At 47.2% G+C, this 19,859-nt stretch carries 18 protein-coding genes; 4 read left to right on the forward strand and 14 right to left on the reverse strand.

From position 1 onward, the window contains the following. Positions 1 to 321: 321 nt before the first annotated feature. Complete coding sequence (locus KNO87_RS02290; protein ID WP_214792891.1) at positions 322 to 1,023, forward strand: C40 family peptidase; 702 nt, start codon at positions 322 to 324, stop codon at positions 1,021 to 1,023. A gap of 43 nt (positions 1,024 to 1,066) precedes the next feature. Here the strand turns inward: KNO87_RS02290 and KNO87_RS02295 are convergent, their stop codons facing one another. The 9 genes from KNO87_RS02295 to KNO87_RS02335 form a co-directional block, all read right to left on the reverse strand. Continuing rightward, positions 1,067 to 1,837, reverse strand: a complete 771-nt coding sequence (locus KNO87_RS02295; protein ID WP_012727390.1) for an ABC transporter permease — start codon at positions 1,835 to 1,837, stop codon at positions 1,067 to 1,069. Further along, complete coding sequence (locus KNO87_RS02300; protein WP_214792888.1) at positions 1,827 to 2,753, reverse strand: ATP-binding cassette domain-containing protein; 927 nt, start codon at positions 2,751 to 2,753, stop codon at positions 1,827 to 1,829. The genes KNO87_RS02295 and KNO87_RS02300 overlap by 11 nt, the downstream gene beginning before the upstream one ends. 87 nt (positions 2,754 to 2,840) lie before the next feature. Further along, positions 2,841 to 3,812 carry a class II fructose-bisphosphatase gene (glpX, locus tag KNO87_RS02305; protein WP_074035838.1) on the reverse strand — a complete coding sequence of 324 codons (972 nt, stop codon included), beginning with the start codon at positions 3,810 to 3,812 and terminating at the stop codon, positions 2,841 to 2,843. A gap of 14 nt (positions 3,813 to 3,826) precedes the next feature. Continuing rightward, the gene (gene murA, locus KNO87_RS02310) at positions 3,827 to 5,083 is read right to left on the reverse strand and encodes a UDP-N-acetylglucosamine 1-carboxyvinyltransferase (protein WP_214792885.1); all 1,257 of its coding nucleotides are present in this window, start codon (positions 5,081 to 5,083) and stop codon (positions 3,827 to 3,829) included. 27 nt (positions 5,084 to 5,110) lie between these two features. After that, positions 5,111 to 5,761 (reverse strand): fructose-6-phosphate aldolase, encoded by a 651-nt coding sequence (gene fsa, locus KNO87_RS02315; protein WP_214792882.1) that lies wholly within the window; start codon positions 5,759 to 5,761, stop codon positions 5,111 to 5,113. Positions 5,762 to 5,914: 153 nt separating this feature from the next. Then, positions 5,915 to 6,769 carry a class II fructose-1,6-bisphosphate aldolase gene (fba, locus tag KNO87_RS02320; protein WP_214694578.1) on the reverse strand — a complete coding sequence of 285 codons (855 nt, stop codon included), beginning with the start codon at positions 6,767 to 6,769 and terminating at the stop codon, positions 5,915 to 5,917. Between the two features lie 161 nt (positions 6,770 to 6,930). Beyond that, entirely contained in the window at positions 6,931 to 7,290 is a 360-nt protein-coding gene (locus KNO87_RS02325) for a response regulator (protein WP_214792879.1), read from the reverse strand. A gap of 91 nt (positions 7,291 to 7,381) precedes the next feature. Then, positions 7,382 to 7,741: a YxeA family protein gene (locus tag KNO87_RS02330; RefSeq protein WP_214792876.1), complete on the reverse strand. Its 360-nt coding sequence runs from the start codon at positions 7,739 to 7,741 to the stop codon at positions 7,382 to 7,384. Between the two features lie 127 nt (positions 7,742 to 7,868). Then, on the reverse strand, positions 7,869 to 9,527 hold the full coding sequence (locus KNO87_RS02335; protein WP_214786243.1) for a glycerol-3-phosphate dehydrogenase/oxidase: 1,659 nt from the start codon (positions 9,525 to 9,527) through the stop codon (positions 7,869 to 7,871). A 261-nt stretch (positions 9,528 to 9,788) separates the two neighbouring features. Between KNO87_RS02335 and KNO87_RS02340 the strand changes: the two genes are divergently transcribed. Next, complete coding sequence (locus KNO87_RS02340; protein ID WP_214786241.1) at positions 9,789 to 10,904, forward strand: NADH-dependent flavin oxidoreductase; 1,116 nt, start codon at positions 9,789 to 9,791, stop codon at positions 10,902 to 10,904. 38 nt (positions 10,905 to 10,942) lie between these two features. Here the strand turns inward: KNO87_RS02340 and KNO87_RS02345 are convergent, their stop codons facing one another. Together KNO87_RS02345 and KNO87_RS02350 are read right to left on the reverse strand one after the other, a co-directional pair. Beyond that, entirely contained in the window at positions 10,943 to 11,473 is a 531-nt protein-coding gene (locus tag KNO87_RS02345) for a GNAT family N-acetyltransferase (RefSeq protein ID WP_214792874.1), read from the reverse strand. Between the two features lie 31 nt (positions 11,474 to 11,504). After that, complete coding sequence (locus tag KNO87_RS02350) at positions 11,505 to 12,347, reverse strand: TVP38/TMEM64 family protein (RefSeq protein WP_214792870.1); 843 nt, start codon at positions 12,345 to 12,347, stop codon at positions 11,505 to 11,507. A gap of 313 nt (positions 12,348 to 12,660) precedes the next feature. On the opposite strand from KNO87_RS02350, the gene KNO87_RS02355 reads away from it, so the two are divergent. Together KNO87_RS02355 and KNO87_RS02360 are read left to right on the forward strand one after the other, a co-directional pair. After that, the gene (locus KNO87_RS02355; RefSeq protein ID WP_214792867.1) at positions 12,661 to 13,356 is read left to right on the forward strand and encodes an ABC transporter ATP-binding protein; all 696 of its coding nucleotides are present in this window, start codon (positions 12,661 to 12,663) and stop codon (positions 13,354 to 13,356) included. Next, a complete protein-coding gene (locus KNO87_RS02360) occupies positions 13,350 to 15,950 on the forward strand; it encodes an ABC transporter permease (RefSeq protein WP_214792864.1) in 2,601 nt (866 codons plus the stop codon). The genes KNO87_RS02355 and KNO87_RS02360 overlap by 7 nt, the downstream gene beginning before the upstream one ends. 57 nt (positions 15,951 to 16,007) lie before the next feature. Here the strand turns inward: KNO87_RS02360 and KNO87_RS02365 are convergent, their stop codons facing one another. The 3 genes from KNO87_RS02365 to KNO87_RS02375 form a co-directional block, all read right to left on the reverse strand. Further along, on the reverse strand, positions 16,008 to 17,603 hold the full coding sequence (locus KNO87_RS02365) for a CTP synthase (protein WP_214792861.1): 1,596 nt from the start codon (positions 17,601 to 17,603) through the stop codon (positions 16,008 to 16,010). A 247-nt stretch (positions 17,604 to 17,850) separates the two neighbouring features. Further along, positions 17,851 to 18,330 (reverse strand): DNA-directed RNA polymerase subunit delta, encoded by a 480-nt coding sequence (rpoE, locus tag KNO87_RS02370; protein WP_012727404.1) that lies wholly within the window; start codon positions 18,328 to 18,330, stop codon positions 17,851 to 17,853. A gap of 80 nt (positions 18,331 to 18,410) precedes the next feature. Further along, on the reverse strand, positions 18,411 to 19,736 hold the full coding sequence (locus tag KNO87_RS02375) for a hypothetical protein (protein WP_214792858.1): 1,326 nt from the start codon (positions 19,734 to 19,736) through the stop codon (positions 18,411 to 18,413). Positions 19,737 to 19,859 lie beyond the last annotated feature (123 nt).

Consider the following 19,859-nt stretch of genomic DNA (forward strand, 5'->3'; position numbering starts at 1 on the left):
GCCATCATCTAACCACATTTTTGTCGTGTCGTCACCGTGCAAAAATCACCTTTTGCTCAACCGTTTCCCTCTTGTACAAATCCTTACACAGTAAAAGAAGATTTTGTAACAAAATAAGTACTATATCCACATATTGTTTCATTTTTGTTACAAGAAAACGCTTTTTTGACTTGTGATTGAAAAATGCTATCGGTCTTGCGCATGATATAGTTTATTTGCACAGGAAACCGGGTATTATCCGCCACTTGTGCTCTACTATAAAATACTACTCGATTTTGTCATATAGAAACGTACACATTTAAAAACGGAGGGATTTATACAATGTTAAAGCGTATTGCATCTATCGTCGTCGCTGCCACTGTTGCTTTCTCGGGTCTCATGTTCTCAACAGGTGAACAAGCAGAAGCCGCTACCGGAACGTTTGCTTACTCGAAAGTAAACGGCTTGAACATCCGTACTGCCCCGTCACTTACGTCATCGAAAGTTGTCGCGAAGATGGATAAAGGTCAACGCTATACATACCTTGGTAAATCCGGTTCGTTCTATAAAATCAACTACAAAGGTACTCACCGTTACATTTCAGCATCTTCAACGTACACGTATTTGAAACCGAGAACGTCTACTTCAACATCAACGACAGTTTCAACGTCATCGTCAAGCAAGCGTGCAAAACTCGTTGCTGAGTCGAAAAAGTATCTCGGTACACCTTACCGTTACGGTGGAACAACAACTTCTGGATTTGACTGCTCAGGTTACACTGGACATGTTTACAAAAAAGCAATCGGCAAAACACTCCCACGTTCTTCACGTCAGCAATACTCAAGCGCGAAGAAAATCTCGAAGTCATCGATTCAAGCAGGAGACCTCGTCTTCTTCTCACATTCGGGCGGAACGATTCAACACGTCGGGATGGCGCTTAGCAAAACACAAATGATCAACTCAGAAACAGGCGGCGTGAAATACGCGAGCTTCACTTCTGGATACTGGGCACCACGTTACGTTGGCGCTGGATCATACCTTTAATACGATATCAATGCGACTCGGTTCATTGGAACCGAGTCGTTTTTTATTTTTGCTTGAGCGCACCTCTCGCGTTCGTCGCCGCAAACACAATCATGAGTACACTCATCGTACCCGCGACCGCGAGTCCTGCCGATAAAGCACCCCAGTCAATCTCCGGTTGCGTCAGAACCGCCCGCATTCCTTCAAAAATATATGTCGTCGGATTAAACGTTGCTGCTACTTTCAACCATTCCGCCTCAATCAATTCTTTCGGGACGAACGTCGTCGATAAGAAAATCAGTGGGAAGAACAAAAGCGTACCCGCCTGTGCGGCTTGCGCATTCCGGGTTTTTAACGCAACACCTACGGAATAACCCGCAAAGCCAAGACCGAATCCAATCGCGAGTAATACCGTGAAGAAGAAACCGACCGCTCCGACAGGAATCGTGAGACCGAGTAGAAAAGCGACCGCAAAGATGAGCAGTGTTTGGACAAGCAGCTGCAACATTCCGGCAATCATCGGTCCGAGCACAATCGCAGTCCGGGTCGCCGGAGTCAATAGTAATCTCGCGAAATAACCGCTCTCGATATCGCGAACAAGGGCTTGTCCTGTTCCTCCTGCCCCGCCGACGGCACCTGAGACAATCGATACCGGCAAGATGAAGTTCAAGTAGTCGCTTCCTTCAAATTGAGGAAGCGAGGCCACACTGGATAGACCGCTCGTGTACACGAGTAAAAAGAATACAGAGATGATCAAGTTCGGGATAAACGAAAATGGATTTCGGATCGTCGTCACTAAGCTCCGTTTCGTGAATAACCATGTCTCAGTCCACACGAATCTCGCCCCCTTCATAAGATTCACCTGTCACTTGTAAGAAGACGTCATCAAGCGACGGTTGTTTCACGGTCAATCGTTCGGGTTGTAGTCCCCGTTCATCTAACGCTCGAACAATTTCGGTCAACGTCACATCGCGTAGTTCGAACGAGACATGATTCCCGTTCGCCGTCGTCTCGAAGAGTGTGGCCGCGGTCATCGCATCCGCTTCATTTGAAAAGTCCATCGCAATCGTCTCACCGCCGACTAGTTGTTTCAGTTTCTCAGCCGTTCCCTCACTGACGATTTTCCCATGATGGATGATGGCAATCCGGTCAGCCAATTCATCCGCCTCTTCTAAGTACTGGGTCGTCAAAAAGATCGTTGTCCCAAATTCTTGATTCAGTCGCCGTACTTCATTCCATATCTCAATCCGACTCGCCGGGTCGAGACCCGTCGTCGGCTCATCTAAAAACAATACGGTTGGACGATGGACGAGCGTGAGGGCCAAATCGAGACGTCGCCGCATCCCTCCTGAATACGTACCACTCCGTCGATCCGCGGCATCTGTCAGAGAAACGACTTCTAACAATTCATCTGCGCGACGACGCGCCTTCTCGTTCGACATCTTAAATAAACGTCCTTGTAAGACGAGCAGTTCACGACCCGTCAGTACTTTATCGATCCCGGTTTCCTGTAGTGCGACCCCGATGGACAGGCGGACGTCTTTTTCTTGTTTGACGACATCGAATCCGTTCACCCGCGCCACCCCAGACGTCGGACGGACGAGCGTCGTCAACATTTGCACCGTCGTCGATTTACCGGCACCGTTCGGTCCTAAAAACGCAAAGATTTCCCCTTCTTTCACGGAGAAAGAAACATCGTTCACCGCCGGAACATCTTTAAAGGTCTTCACGAGTCCTTCCACTTCAATCATCACACCCACCTCCTGACTATCCATTCCCGTTTTCTCAATCTTTCATCACAAAAAAGCCGCGGACGTTTACACATCCGCGACTCCATGTTATTCAGGTTTCATGACCATTTTCGGTTTTTTCGTAAGAGAGTGGTTCCCTTCTACGAAGCGTACGGTACCAGATTTTGCACGCATGACAACGGAATGCGTCTGCCCGCCTTGGGACGTGAATTGGACACCACGTAACAATTCACCGTCCGTGACACCTGTCGCCGCAAAGATACAATCTTCACCTTTCACCAAGTCATTGAGTAAAAGGATTCGATCCGTGTCTTCGATCCCCATGTCATGGCAACGCTGTTTTTGTGCCTCGTCTTCCGGGAGCAAGCGTCCTTGGAAGTCTCCCCCTAGACACTTCATTGCGACCGCGGCGATGACGCCTTCCGGTGCCCCACCTGAACCGAGTAGTAAGTCGACACCCGTTTTTGGGAAGGCCGTGTTAATGGCTGCCGCGACATCCCCGTCTGGAATCAACTTGATTCGAGCTCCAGTCGCCCGGACCCGCTGAATGATTTCCTCATGTCGGTCCCGATGTAAAATAGTCACGACGACGTCTTCCACGTTTTTCTTCTTGGCTTTCGCCACGATTTCGATATTCTCTTCAATCGAGTTGTCGAGACTGACGAGACCCGCAGCTTCCGGTCCGACCGCAATTTTTTCCATGTACATATCCGGTGCGTGAAGAAGGTCTCCCGCATCGGCGACAGCGAGAACGGCGAGCGCTCCCCACGTCCCCGTCGCTACGATGTTCGTTCCTTCTAACGGGTCGACCGCGACATCAAGACGCGAGCCATAACCGTTCCCGACCTTCTCCCCGATATAGAGCATCGGGGCCTCGTCCATTTCACCTTCCCCGATGACAACAATCCCCTTCATCGGAATCGTATCAAAGACATCTCGCATCGCCGTAGTCGCTGCATCATCTGCCTCGACCTTTAAACCGCGACCCATCCAACGGGCTGAAGCAAGTGCCGCCGCTTCTGTGACCCGGACCAGTTCCATCGATAAACTTCGTTCCACCCGAAATCTCCCCTTTATACCTCGGCGTGATCCTCCACCCAAACGAGCGCACCGAGCTGTTTTAATTTGCCGACAAAGTCGACATATGAATCATTCAATCGTTCTGCATGAAGTAACGTCGATTCTCCAGACGCCTGAAGTGCCGATAAAACAAGCGCCGCTGCACTTCTTGCGTCTGTACATTCCATCTCTGCGTTTGCGAGTTGATTCCCTCCGCGAATGACCGCCGAAGCATCTTCTAGCGTAATCTGTGCGTTCATCCGACGCATCTCGGCGATATGTCGGAATCGTTGGGAGTACAATTTGTCTGTGACAATGCTCGTCCCGTCCGCCTTCAATAAAGCCGCTGACATGATTGGCTGCAAATCACTCGGATATCCCGAGTAATGGAACACACGAATGTCTGTCGGCACGAATTTCTTAGCAGTCACAGTGACCGACTCCTCACCGACCTCTACCTCCGCACCAAAATCCAACAGTTTTTGAATGACACCTTCAAGGTGTGTCGGAATGACCGGTTGTACGGTCACGCTACCCGATACCGCTCCGAACATCATGAACGTGCCGGCCTCGAGGCGATCAGGAATCAATGTGTGTGTACATCCGTGCAAACGTTCGACGCCTTTGATGCGAATCTCATCGGTACCCGCTCCACTCACGTGTGCTCCCATCGATGTGAGCATCGTTGCCACGTCGACGACTTCAGGGTCACAGGCCGCATTCTCAATGACCGTCGTCCCTTTCGCTAAAACCGCCGCGAGCATCGCACTAACGGTTGCCCCGAACGACCGCAAGTCCAAGTAAATTCGATTCCCGACGAGTTCTTCGACCCGGACATGATAGAGACCGGATTCATTCTCGACATGAATCCCGAGACGTTCTAACGCTTTCAAATGTAAGTCAATCGGTCGTGGACCAATCGCATATCCCCCAGGTAGCCCGACCGCTCCTTTTCCGAATCGAGCGGCGAAGACACCGAGTAAATAGACAGCGGCACGAACTTTCCGCGTCTCGGAACCAAGAAGAGGCATGGCGACGGCTTCATTCGAATGAATGGTCATCCGTTCTCCCTCACGCTCCACTCGAACTCCTAGCTCTCTTAACAAGTTGACCATCACTTCTACATCTTCAATCATCGGGACATTTTCAATTGTCACCGACTCTTCTGTGAGAAGTGCAGCCACAAGGCAAGGGAGAGCGCTTTGTTTCGCCCCGCTAATCTCGACGGTTCCTTCTAATTTTTGCTGCCCAACGATATGGAGAATTTCCACGCTGATCAAAACCTTTCTACGACGGACTTATTTGGATTGAGCGTTGTTCCAATCCGCTAAAAACTGCTCAATGCCTTTGTCTGTGAGCGGATGTTTCATCATCTGTTCGATGACTTTGTAAGGGACTGTCGCAATATCAGCCCCAAGGAGTGCGGCTTTCGTCGCGTGAACCGGGTGACGTACAGATGCCGCAATGATTTCTGTCTCGATGCCATGAATCGCAAAAATGTTGGCAATCGTCTCGATGAGATCGAGTCCATCTTGACCGATGTCATCCAAACGTCCGATGAATGGAGAAACATACGAAGCGCCGGCACGTGCCGCAAGTAACGCTTGGTTCGCGTTAAAGATGAGCGTCACGTTCGTTTTGATCCCGAGCTCTTTGAACTGTTTCACCGCTTCCATCCCCGCTGGTGTCATCGGTACCTTTACCGTAATATTCGGCGCGATGGCAGCAAGTTCCTTTCCTTCTTCCACCATACCCTTTGCATCGAGTGCAATAACTTCCGCACTTACCGAGAGATCCCCGACGATCTCACAGATTTCACGAAGTCTTGTATGGAAGTCGACACCTTCTTTGGCGACGAGCGATGGATTCGTCGTCACGCCTCCGATGACGCCCATTTGGTGAGCTTGTTTAATGTCTTGCACATTTGCTGTGTCAATGAAAAAACGCATATGTGTCTCCTCCTTCATTTGTGATCGCTTACAATCTCTATTATGAGGAAAGAACAGGTGAATTACTACACCCTTTGTCAGATTCCGAGCCTGAGGAAAGCCGAAATATACAAAAAGTCGGTCCTCATAGAGAACCGACTTGATCAAACAGGATTATGCTTGGTTGCTAGAACCAAACTCACGCATTTTGCCAGTTACGACGTTGTAGATCGCTTCGATCCCAGGTCCGATAACTTTACGTGGGTCATATACTTTCGAGTCAGCGTCAAGCTTCTCACGTACCGCACGAGTCCACTCTTGTTGGCACTCTGTGTTGACGTTGATTTTGCTGTGTCCGAGCTCGATTGCTTTTTTAACTTGGTGCTCAGGAATACCTGATCCGCCGTGAAGAACGAGTGGAGTTTGTGTCGCTTTCGCGATTTCTTCCATCTCTTTGAAGCCAAGCTTCGGCTCACCTTGGTATGGTCCGTGTACAGAACCGAGTGCTGCAGCGAGTGCATCCACTTTCGCTTCTTTAACAACACGTACACACTCTTCGAGGTCAGCGTATTGTACGCCACCGATGACGCCGTCTTCTTCGCCGCCAACTGTACCGACTTCTGCCTCAACAGAAGCGCCTTTAGCGTGCGCGTACTCGACAACTTGTTTCGTCATTTCAACGTTTTCGTCGATCGGGTGGTGTGAACCGTCGATCATGACTGATGTGAATCCAGCGTCGATCGCTGCTTTACACTTGTCGAATGAAGAACCGTGGTCAAGGTGGATTGCAACTGGAACAGTGATGTTGTAGTCGTGCATGAGACCTTCAACCATTTTGACAACTGTTGTGAAGCCACCCATGTACTTCGCTGCACCTTCTGATACACCGAGGATTACTGGTGATTTCTCGTCTTCCGCAGCGCGAAGAATCGCTTGCGTCCACTCGAGGTTGTTGATGTTGAATTGGCCTACTGCATACTTGCCTTCGAATGCTTTGTTAAGCATTTCTGTCATTGATACTAATGGCATAATGACATCCTCCTGTCTGTTCGCTATTATACACGTTTGGGAAAAGTTCCCCCGTGCAATTCGTTCCCATTATAACACACCGTAAAACATGTGCCTATGCTATTCGGGCATAGAAATGGCTTAGCGCAAGCGTTTACATATGTCATCTTGGTGACGAAACGTCAAATTTCCAAGACTTCCTTCACTTTTTCAATCATTCCGTATATATCAAATGGCTTTTCAAATTGCGCAGCAATTCCGAGACGACGCACCTCGTCAATCACCGTTTCTTCTCCGAACGCCGTCATGATCATGACAGGTGTCTCTAGTTCTTGTTCTCTCATCCGACGCAATACTTCATGACCGAACATACGCGGCATGTTCATATCGAGAAGTACTAAGTCGTATCGTTCTTTCTCTAAAAACTCCCAGGCTTTGATGCCGTCTTGCGCCGTGTCCACGTCAACACCCATGTTCGTGAACACTTGTGCGAGCATCGTACGAATTCCATCCTGGTCGTCTGCAATCAACATCCGTGACATGCATGTCCCTTCTTTCATTCATCATTTTCCATAATCAAACAATTTAACCATACCAAACTCATCTCTTTTTCGCGATGCCTATCTTTTGAAATCAAGGGAACGGCGTCTCGGAACTGCCCTCTTCCTGCTCTTCTTTCAACTGTTCTGGCACTTCCAACGCATTGACCCGTTCATAATCGGTCACTTCGGGAGATTCTTCTTTCACAAATACTTTTAAAAAGTCTCCTTCTGCCAACAATGATGGAGTAGAAATGGCTAACGGTCGCTTCTTCCCAACTTCATCGTAGCCGATGAGGTCATATCGATACCCGTTCGACGTCTGTGTCGCCACTTCCGCATTCGGGACTTTGACATAATACACATCCGCCAATAGACGATCCACGTCGACATAGCGCCAGCCTACTACTATTAGAACGCCGATCAACAAGACGGCGATGAGCTTTCGTTTCATAAACAGTTCTCCTTCAACATAAGAGTCACTACTTATGAGATATACCGTTATTCCGAAGTCATGAAACCATTCCACAAAAAGAGGTTCATCCTGTTCAGAATGAACCTCTCGTATGACGCATTGTATCTTATGATTCGACAGTCACTGGAACAACTGCAATTTCAATTTCTTTCTCGACTTCTTCACGTTCCTCTTTCAAACGCTCATCTGACCATTTGAAGACATCGGCCATGCAGCGAAGGACGCCGTCTTTGTATTGACGGACGAAGTCGATGTCAAAGAACATCGCTCCCGTGCGGCGAATCAAGAAGTCGATGGCACGAACGACCGATTCTTCCTCGATGCCGTACACCAACTGCGCATAGACGATTTCAGGAAGGTCATATGCGTTCGCATCCATCCGTTCGATGACGCGGTCGATATTCGATCCGTATAAACGGACAAGTTCTTCCGCGTGGTTTGCGTCTAGACCATGATTTTGAAGTTCTTTCGTTTTCTTCTCAAGGAAATCTTTGAAGCCTTTCGATCCACCGACATGACCACCTGACATCGGCATATGCTTCGTCCGGCTTGCCAAGTAGACGACACCGTCTTCTTCTTTCAACAGTTTTGCGACGAGGTCGACGACCGTTTCCGACATCTTCCGATACCCAGTCAATTTACCACCGGCAATCGTGATCAAGCCGCTGTCTGACTGCCAAATTTCGTCCTTACGTGAAATTTCAGAAGGGTCTTTTCCTTCTTCATAAATCAACGGACGAATACCTGCCCAGCTCGACTCTACGTCATCCGCTGTGACATTGACGTCTGGGAACATATAGTGAATGGCTTCTAAAATATAATCACGGTCTTCCGTCGTCATGCGTGGATGTGCTTTGTTTTTATCGAAGAACGTATCCGTCGTTCCGACGTATGCTTTATTGCCACGTGGAATCGCAAAGACCATGCGTCCGTCTGGTGTATCGAAATAGATCGCTTGTTTGAGTGGGAATTTCGACTGGTCGATGACCAAGTGAATCCCTTTTGTCAGACGAAGTTGCTTCCCTTTTTTCGAGTTATCTTCTTCTCGTAACTCGTCGACCCATGGGCCGGTCGCATTGATGATTTTCTTCGCATATACGTCATACGTCGACCCGTCAATCTGATCTTCGACGTGTACACCGGCCACTTTGCCGTTTTCGTAAATCAATCCTGTCACTTTCGCATAGTTCATTAGAAGCGCACCATGATTCGCTGCTTCTTTCGCCACTTCAATCGTCAATCGTGCATCATCTGTCCGGTACTCGACGTAATAGCCGCCTCCGACCAAGTCGTCTTTTTTCACGAGTGGTGCCTTTTTGATGACTTCATCTGGTTTGAGCATCATGCGACGCTCTGCACGTTTTACACCTGCGAGGAAGTCATACACCATGAGTCCGATTGATGTCGAGAATGGACCGAACGTGCCTCCCTTGTGCATCGGTAAGAGCATTTGCTCCGGCGTCGTGACGTGTGGACCATTCTCATATACGATGGCCCGCTCTTTCCCGACTTCTGCGACGAGCGCCACTTCGAATTGTTTCAAATAGCGGAGTCCCCCGTGAACAAGTTTCGTCGAACGGCTTGACGTCCCTGCTGCAAAGTCTTGCATCTCAAGAACGGCTGTTTTCATCCCACGCGACGACGCATCAAGCGCAATCCCCGCTCCGGTAATCCCTCCACCGACAACAAGAACGTCATGACGTTCACTTGTCAGTTGTTCATATCGTTTCGCTCGTTCTTTTGCTGAGAAATTTCTGATCTCCATCTTATTCCCTCCTATAGTAAGTACGGTTCAATGAATAGAAAAAGAGACCACAACAAAAATAAGGCTTCCCCCTTCTGTTGTGGTCTCTCTATTGTCTCGAACCGAATATCAACTTTTCTCCTGTATTATACCCTATTCTTTTGAGTTCAATCATCTCTTACGCTTGATCAATCTGCAATGTGTCGTTTCACAAGCATCCGACTCGCATTTTGCAATCGAGAAGCTTAGACTTCAAGGTATCATGTTGAAGGAGGATTTCAGATGAAACGTATGTTACAACCTTTTCAGTTTAAAAATGGCGTTGAAGTACCGAACCGCCTTGTATTGGCGCCGATGACGCACTACTCATCAGAACCAACGGGCGAAGTATCTGAGCACGAGCTCGCATATTATCGGAAACGTGCACAAAACGTCGGGCTCGCCATCACAGCTTGCGCGTACGTGACAGAAGACGGGAAAGGATTCCCGAACGCATTCGGGGTCAATGATGACAAATTCATCACAGGTCTTCGTCAATTGGCGGAAAGTTTAAAAGCAGAAGGCGCAAAAGCCATTCTTCAAATTTTCCACGCAGGACGTATGTCGCCACCTGAACTCGTCCCGAACGAACAACCAGTGAGCGCAAGTGCGGTCGCACCTGTTCGTGAAGGCGCCGTCACACCACGTGCGCTCGAAACGTCAGAAGTCGAAGCCATCATCGATGCGTTCGGTGAAGCGACTCGTCGCGCTATCGAAGCCGGGTTTGACGGAGTCGAGATTCACGGAGCGAACACATACTTGATTCAACAATTCTTCTCACCACACTCGAATCGCCGTGAAGATCGCTTCGGCGGTGATGTCCATGGTCGTTTGACGTTCCCACGCGAAGTCATTCGCCGTGTCAAAGAAGCCGCAGCAGATGCAGAAGACTTCTTAATCGGTTATCGCTTCTCACCAGAAGAGATTGAAGAGCCAGGGATCACACTTGATGACACAGATGTCCTGCTTGATATGATTTTAGAAGAAGGCGTCGATTATATTCACGCTTCTCTTTGGAACTTCAACACAGCTTCGATGCGTGACGAAAACGTCACAGAGCGTTCCATCGATCGGATTGCCAAACGGATCAACGGCGCTATCCCACTCATCGGGGTCGGACAGCTCCAACGTCCTGGGCAAGTGGAAGATGCACTCGACGTTGTCGACCTCGCCGCGCTCGGTCGCGAACTCATCATCGACCCAGAATGGCTCGAGAAGGTGAAAACAGACCGCGAAGACGAAATCGAGACAGAACTCGACTTGGATAAACAAGCCGAACTCGCCGTGCCAGCCCCACTCTGGAATGCGATTACGACTCGTGCCGGTTGGTTCCCGATTAAAGATCAAAAAGTGAAGTAACACAACACACCGCGGATTGTTTCATCCGCGGTGCTTTTTTATGCTTTCCACTCTTCTCGTAACATGCCCATCCGAATCGAATCATAGCGCTTCCCATTCACGACACGCACTTGACGGATTCGACCTTCGAGCTGCAGCCCCACTTTTTCAGCGACTCGCATCATCCGCTCATTCCCGGACCACGTCGTCAAGCCGACACGGACGACAGGTAACGTCTCAAATAAATGCTCGCTCCATAAGCGAAGGGCACGCGTTCCGACTCCCCGATTCCAGCGGTCGGGCTGATGCAAGATGATGCCCATCTCGAGCCACTCTCGTCCGGCATCTTCAAAATAGTAAGAAACGGTCCCATATACCGTTCCATCCACTTCAATGACCCACATGTCTTCTTTCTGGATAAACGACCGTTCGATTTGCTGAAATTCCTCATAAGACATCGCTTTGTGTTCAAAGTAAGGCGCATCCCATTGTTTCCATTCCGGTGTCGCCTCTCGATAAATCAATTCCCATAGTCGTGATAAGTCTTTTTCTTCAATTGGTCGAATGACCACTTCTTGATCTTGTCGCATCTTGTCTTCCTTTCTATATAGCGTCCTTACCTTATTCTTGCGTACCGTTTGAATCTCCTTTTTTCCGTTTGCGCCAAATGAACGCGAGAATCAACACGATTAAACTTGCCATGACAGAGACGATGGCAATCGGACTCGAGCCCGTCATAAACAATTGCCCAATCGAGACAGAATAAGCGAGTCCGAACGACGTGACGATTTTTGCGCCGAACGCAATACCCGCAAAGCGCGGGAACGGAACGCGACTAAACCCTGCGGCCAGACAGATGACCTCATCCGGTAAAATCGGAATAATGAACAAGACGAGCAAGATGCCAAGACCATACTTTTCGACATATCGGTCATATGTCTTTAACTTCTCCTCATCGACCCAACGAATGATTCGCTCACGGCCGAATCGGGCCAGACCATACATGACAAAGATGCCAAGCGTGGTCGACACACTCCCGACTAAAGCGGCACGAAACGGTCCGAGTGCGACGCTCCCGATCGGCACACTGACCGCTTCCGGGACGGGTAACGCAATCGGTTGTAAAAAACTGAATGCTGCGAATACCCATACCGCCTGTCGTTCATACTGTTCTAATAGACGATCTAACCCATACGTATCATAGAGGACGAGTCCGAACGATACGTAATAGACAAACACAAAGATTAAAAAGAGAGAGAACGTGATTTTCCACATCTGCTTCAAGATCATGTTTGAGCCGTCGCGAATCGACCGAAGGAGCCCGACTGAGAGCGCGAGTAAGACAACGCCTGTCCATCCAAGTTGGTACGGCAATAAGAGGGAAGGCAAGACGACGAACGGCAACAGACTGAGCGCGACAAGCCCCAGCCCATACCCTAGATAAATCGAATGTCGTTCTTTCATAAGCCATCGCCCTCTCCCCGTTCTACTTCTAGTGTACCCACAAAGTGAAGGTGATGTATCATGCCAAAGGCACCTTCCCTCTCATGCTTTTGGCGTAGAAAAATTCCTACGAATCTTCAGTTCATAAATCAATTCGTAAATTTGATTTAACGCTCCGCGTTACTGTTAATCATTCATTAAAGAATTCATGATAATATCTTTCTCATGAGTTCAGAGTAAATGTATAAACCCTCTATTAGTTGTAAAATAAAGGAACTTATTTTACTATAGACATAAATATAGTTAACATTATGAAAATATAAGGGGTAATTAGATGAATTCATTTATTTCTATCAAAGAATTGATTCATACATTTAATAACTTAGGGCATGATGAGACAGTGATCAAACAACTAAATTGTACATTTAGCAAAAATGAAATCACTGCAATTGTTGGTCCATCCGGGTCAGGTAAATCAACTTTGCTTAGCCTGATCGGTTCTCTAGAAAAACCTACCTCAGGGACACTCGAGTTTGATTCGGTTATATTAAATGATTTAAATAATACTCAATTGTCCGATTTTCGCTTTAAGGAAATCGGATTTGTATTTCAACAATTCCACCTCTTACCATCTTTAAGTGTTTTCGAAAATGTCATGGTTCCCTTTTTAACGAAAAAGGTGGATTTCAATAAAGAAGAACGTGTTAAAGAAGTGATTCAACAGGTCGGGTTAGAGACCAAATCCCATGTCCTCCCTTCTCAACTATCTGGAGGTCAACAACAACGAATCGCAATCGCGCGTGCGATTGTTAATCGACCAAACTGGATCCTTGCGGACGAACCGACAGGAAATCTAGATAGTACAAATAGTGAGCTGATCTTTGATTTATTAGTGGACCTTCATGAAACACAACAGTGCGGCCTTATTTTTGTGACACACGATTTAGATCTGGCGCGTCGAGCTAATCGAATCATTCATATGCAAGACGGTCGGATTGTAGAAGATCAAAAAGGAGAGCGTGTATGTTGAAGTTCATCCTACAATATTGGCGAAACCAAAAGGCAAAACTACTTCTGTTATTGATTGGCGCTCTGATCATTGCTACAGGTTTGAATCTTATCTTTAAATTGAATGAAACAAACAAAGGTGTTGTGGAGGAAACACTTCAAAAGCGCTGGTCGTCTGCCTATGATATTGTAGTTCGTCCTTCGACAAGTAGACTCACTACTGAAGAGTATGACCTTCTTGAGCCAAACTATCTGAACGGGATTGTAGGAGGGATTACATTTGAACAATATGAAAAAATAAAAACGATGGAAAATGTGGAGGTGGCTGCTCCTGTCGCAATCATCGGGTATACGCAATTAAATGTGGATTTACCGAATATGCTGAAGATACCTGACCAAGGACTGTTTCGTCTGACGCATCGTCAGTTCGATGAGACAGGTTTAGAACGAGAAATGATATCAGAGGAAGTTATACATATTGCAAACGGAACGAATGAACTCTTGCCGAGGGGAATCGGCTTGCTCCCTTTTGACCAGGTTGGAAACGCTATCAATCCAGGGAGCCTCAATTTAATTGTGGCGGTTGATCCTGATGAAGAAGCCAAACTTGTGGGTCTCGATCAAGCGATCACCTCTTCCTCTTATTTTTCAACCGATGATCGGGCGGTGTCCTTAAGCAGTGAACAACAACATGTCCGAATACCTATTCTTATTAATCCTGCCTCGTTTAACAAGGGGTACCATGAGTATGAACTTGAACAATTAGATGTACCCTTCTTATCATCTGATGACCAGAAAAAAGTATTACAAGACATCGCGTCTGAATCTGACTTGTTACGTTACGACGTAAAAAATATTCAGTCGTTGAGCATTCCATCGAAGGACCTTGAAGCGATTTATTTTAACCAACTGCAAGGAAAGAAGACACCAGACCATCCGGGTGCCTTGATCAATGAGGGGTCTCAACTCATCTTCAATTCAGGTCCTTTAGAAATGAAAGAGACAGACAGTCCTTTCCCGGAGCGATGGGGAAATGCTTTTCAGATCGATAGTCAACCCATTTCATTTACAAATAAATGGCTTCCTCCATCCATTTTACCGAAACAAGGTTTTAGACCGGTGAACAGCACGGAGGTCCAAACGACGCTTCCGGAATCCAATGACCTCGCTTACTTAAGCCCGGTCCTAGATTTTGAAGTGGTCGGGACGTTCGATCCAGAAAAAATCGCGGTCTCCAAAGATCCGTTGAATGAACTCCCTATGGAAACGTACCGTCCCGCGTCAGCCGATCTTGTTCTTGATCAAGATGGCTCACCACTCAATCCATCTGTGAGCATCAACACCTCTGGGAATCCGGCTGGACTGCTGACGAACTCACCGAGCATTATCACGACTCTAGATGCCGCTCGTCTGTTAAACGGAGAGAAATCAATTTCTTCGATTCGCATCAAGGTAAACAATGTTGATACATTGAACGAGGCATCGGAGGCAACCTTGCAAGAGCTAAAGGAGCAGATTGAAAGAGATACAGGTTTAATTGCCACAGTCACAACGGGATCTTCCCCGCAACCTGTGATCACAAAAGTCGTGAAAGAAGGCAATACGCTTGGATGGATCGAGCAGCCATGGATTCACTTAGGTGCAGCCATCACGATTTTCCGAGAGACAAGTGCAGGATATTCGGGTGTGATCTTGTCCATTATCGGCGTGGCTATCATTTATGTATTGACGACAAGCTATATCACGATGCTTTCAAGAAGACGTGAATTTGCGATCCTACTCTCTTTAGGTTGGAGTCAGAAAGATTTGTACAAAATTATATATCTAGAAGCGATTATTTTAGCGTTTCTCGTTTCGATTGTATCGCTAGCAATCGAATCCGCTTTTTTCATCGTGCAGGGAGAAGGGTTCAGTCTCTGGAGCTGGTCCTTGATTACAGCTTTTAGCCTTCTGATTTATCTGAGCGGTGCAACATGGTCAGCACTTAACATTAGAAAAATACAACCATATGAAGTAATTAAAGTTGGTGAGTACGCAAACACTTCGAGCTCTATCATTCCATTAAAAAACATGGGCTCTTTGGCGCTTAAAGAAATGGTAAGCAAGTGGCGTCGAAACTTATTGTCGGTGGCATCAATCGCTGTCCCGACATCCTTACTCGTATTTTTCGTTTATGTCACGTTCCATCTTCAAGGTGTCCTTTATACATCTTGGCTTGGGCAATTCGTTGCTGTTCAAATCGGAACACTTCATTATGTAACCATAGGTGTGTCGGTATTGATTGCAATATTAACAACAGGAGAAATCATTTGGCAAAACGTTCAAGAACGTGAAGATTCTTTTGCCTTATTAAAAGCGATTGGATGGGCAGATCATTCCATTCGTTATTTAGTTGTGATTGAGGGATTGATTGTTGGACTGATTGCTGGAATGCTCGGTTTAGGTTTGGCTTACATCACCATCTATTTCGCATTTGGGCTTATTCCCTGGTCCAATGCATATCTTGCTTTGTTAAGTTTACTTTTACCGACAATTGTAGGTGGGATAGCTTCCCTAATCCCAGCTTCAATTGCTTCTAAAATAAATCCTTATGAGTCACTTAAAAAAATAAGTTGAGATAAATATGTAATCAAGAAAAGCCACAACCCGTAATGGGTCGTGGCTTTCAATTCATTATTCTCCAAGTGACGCTTGGATGAAGTCATGGAATAGACGTTGTGGACGTTCTGGACGTGAGATGAGCTCAGGGTGGAACTGTGATGCCACGAACCACTTGTGTTCTGGAATCTCAATGATTTCCACAAGACGACCGTCTGGGCTCGTACCTGAGAACTTGAAGCCTTCTGCTTCGAACGCTTCACGATATTCGTTGTTGAACTCATAGCGGTGACGATGGCGCTCGTACACGAGCTCTTGATCGTAAGCGGCATGTGCTTTCGTCCCTTTTTCAAGTTTACATGGGTAGAGTCCGAGACGGAGTGTACCCCCAAGGTCTTCGATGTCCTTTTGTTCTGGAAGAAGGTCGATGATCGGGTACGGAGTCGATGGATCGATTTCAGCCGTGTGCGCGCCGTCCAACTTCAAGACGTTACGGGCAAACTCGACCGTTGCGAGTTGCATCCCGAGACAGATCCCGAAGAATGGGACGTTGTTTTCACGAGCGAAACGTGTCGCTTCAATCTTCCCTTCGATTCCACGCTCACCGAATCCACCTGGGACGAGGATTCCGTCCGCATCACCGAGGATGTCCGAGACGTTTTCAGCCGTCACGTCTTCCGCGTTGATCCAGTCGATGTCGATATCCGCATTGAACGCATAACCCGCATGTTTAAGTGCTTCCGCAACCGAGATATACGCATCACGCAACTCGACATATTTCCCGACGAGTGCGATTTTCACTTTCTTCTCAAGGTGTGTGACCGTGTGGACGAGTTCTTTCCACGCCGTCATGTCAGCAGCCGGTGAATTGAAACCGAAGTAGTCGTTGACGAGTTGGTCCATTCCTTGTTTTTGAAGGTTGAGTGGTACTTCATAAAGTGTCGATGCGTCTTGCGCCTCGATGACCGCCTCTTTGCGTGTATCACAGAAGAGTGCGATTTTCTCGCGCATGTCTTCTGGGATGTCATGCTCGGTACGAAGGACGATGATGTCCGGTTGAATCCCGTAGCTGCGAAGCTCTTTGACACTGTGCTGTGTCGGTTTTGTCTTCATTTCACCTGCGGCACGAAGGTAAGGAACGAGTGTACAGTGGACGTACATGACGTTCTCTTTCCCGATGTCATTCTTCACTTGGCGAATCGCTTCGATGAACGGGAGGGATTCGATATCCCCGACTGTTCCACCAATCTCAGTGATGACGACATCGGCGTTCGTCTCGCGCCCTGCACGGAAGACACGGTCTTTGATTTCGTTCGTGATATGCGGAATGACCTGAACCGTTCCACCGTTATAGTCTCCACGACGCTCTTTCTTCAAGACAGTCGAATAAATGCGCCCTGATGTGACGTTCGCGTTTTGCGACAAGTTGATGTCGATGAAACGCTCATAGTGTCCGAGGTCAAGGTCAGTCTCAGCGCCATCATCTGTGACGAATACTTCTCCGTGTTGATACGGGCTCATCGTACCTGGGTCAATGTTGATGTATGGGTCAAACTTCTGAATCGTGACGTTGAGTCCTCGATTTTTGAGTAGACGCGCGAGTGAAGCTGCCGTGATCCCTTTACCGAGCGAAGATACTACCCCGCCTGTTACGAAAATGTACTTTGTCATGTTTCTTTCTCCTCTCTTGAATACCAACCATCGGGAAACGAAAAAACAAAAAAAGCAAAAGTGCCCCCGTGAATGGAGGACACTTTTGCTGCATCGTTACGTGCTAAACTAGCCCATGACTAATTTACGCCAGAGACGATACAGTCGTCAAGATATTATTTTTTTCTTTTTTCAAGTCGATGAAAACGACTAAAAAAGAAAAAGAGACACGCCTAGCCGGGCGCGATGCCCGGCTTTTTGCGGTCTCTTATAAATCATCCTCGTCTTCGAGATCGAGGTCGTCGTCCAAGTCATCGTCCTTGAAGTCGTCAAGGCCTTCTACTTTTTCTTCTTCGTCCTCATCGTCAAATTCAGATGAATCGTAATCTTCTACTTTTGCGAATACATCCAAGTCATCTTCGATATCGACGATGCCTTCGTCTGCTTCTTCAAACTCTTCTTCGAACTCGTCAAGCTCACCACGTTGACGTGCTTCGATGACGAGATCTTCATCCGACTTGTCGAATGGGTACCATACGCGAAGCGCCCAACGGTTTGCTCCCAAGTTGACGAACAACCCGTCGATGTTCAAATCGGTGTAAAGTTGTGCGATTTTCTCGAGCTCTTCTTCTTCACTCGCAAACGTATAGTTTTGCTTGATTTTTTCGCGAATCTCATCAAAAGAAACAGGCTGCTCGCCAGTTTCTTGGAGAAGTTCATAAACGAAATCAATCAACGATTTATTCATTAAAGGACACTCCTTTTCCGTCACTAGTTAAACATCACTCCTCATTATAAACAAAAGCGATATAAAAAAGCTAGAGGAAATTATGAATCGTGTGATGTCTCGGTTTTAGTACGGAACCAGTACAGACTGATCAATCCGATATTAAACACCCATGTCAGCCCTAAGACACCAAACATCCACGCGCGTGGAATCTGGAACGACAATTCTTCATTTACTGTTTGACCCACATATAAACCATAACCGAGCAATCCAATCATTAAGAATGAATATGCCACGACCATGCCAAATCGTTTCCACAGCTGTAGCAGTAACGACGCGAACTCTTGGTTTTCCCCATACTGGTCAAACAAATACGTATGACTGACACTCGAATACATCGTCTGCGTATAACCACTGACAAACAATACCGGTATGAAGGCAAGTGGCTCGATAAAGCCAACGAAAAAGAAGAGCGAGGATAGGAACAAGACGATGTACGGATGGCGCGCAAAATCAAAGATGCGACTAAATAAGATCCAACCGATGACACCGGCTAAAAATGGAACGAACACATAAAAGACGAGAACTTGGAACGAATACAGAGCAAGACTGACAAAGACGGCTCCGATTAGCGTCCAGCCACCGAACAACCCAATCACAAACGATAATAATTGAACCTGCCGGGTACGACTTGCACCGATAAAATCACGAACCCGCTTTTGCAACAGTAACCATGCGACATAGACGAGCAAAATGATCATTAAGCCAAACACTTCGATATAGCCACGCGCCCCTTCTAAGAGACTAAGCAAGCGACTAATCAACGTAAAGACGGTGACCGCGATAAAAGCACGGAGAAAGGAACGGGTATCAAACTGCCATGTCGCAGATTTTTGGAGCGGTAACTTTCGCACGAACAGCCACGGCAAAATGAGACTCACTAGGAACAGGGCAATGGCAAGATTGTAAGACTGCGTCAACGCATAAGAGAATAAAGCAATCCAACCGACTAACATAAGAACCAACGGCCACGAACTGCCACCCTCTTCTTTTGACTCCGAATCTTCTGCAGGCTTCAGCTCGTTCAATTGCGAGAGAATGGTCGTCATAATTGTACCGACCCCAATCGAGCCAACGCCGACCAAAAAGGCGCTCCATTCAATGGCGCTGTCAAAGGGAAGCACAAAACAAACGAGACCGACGACGAGCACAGACAAGGCAATGAGAAACGTATCCTTTGAACCCCTTCGTCCGATGACATACACCCACAATAAAAGACCTGACATGCTCGCAACGTAAAAGATGAGGAATGGAATCAATCGTCCGACTCCTTCTTCGACTGCCATAATGGACAAAAACAAGATTTGCGGCAGAATTTGGCTACTCAAGGCACTGACAATCGTCAATAGGACAACCATGTTTTTCATGGGATACACTCCTTACATTGAGATTGGATATTCCGTTCCTCAATCGTCCTTTCCCAGTTCCATTCGTCTACGAACCTTTTTCACAACACATTAACTTCTCAGTTTCTTCAATCTTTTGCCGAT

The sequence above is a fragment of the Exiguobacterium sp. s34 genome (assembly GCF_018617435.1).
GTDB classification, from domain to species: Bacteria; Bacillota; Bacilli; order Exiguobacteriales; family Exiguobacteriaceae; genus Exiguobacterium; species Exiguobacterium aestuarii.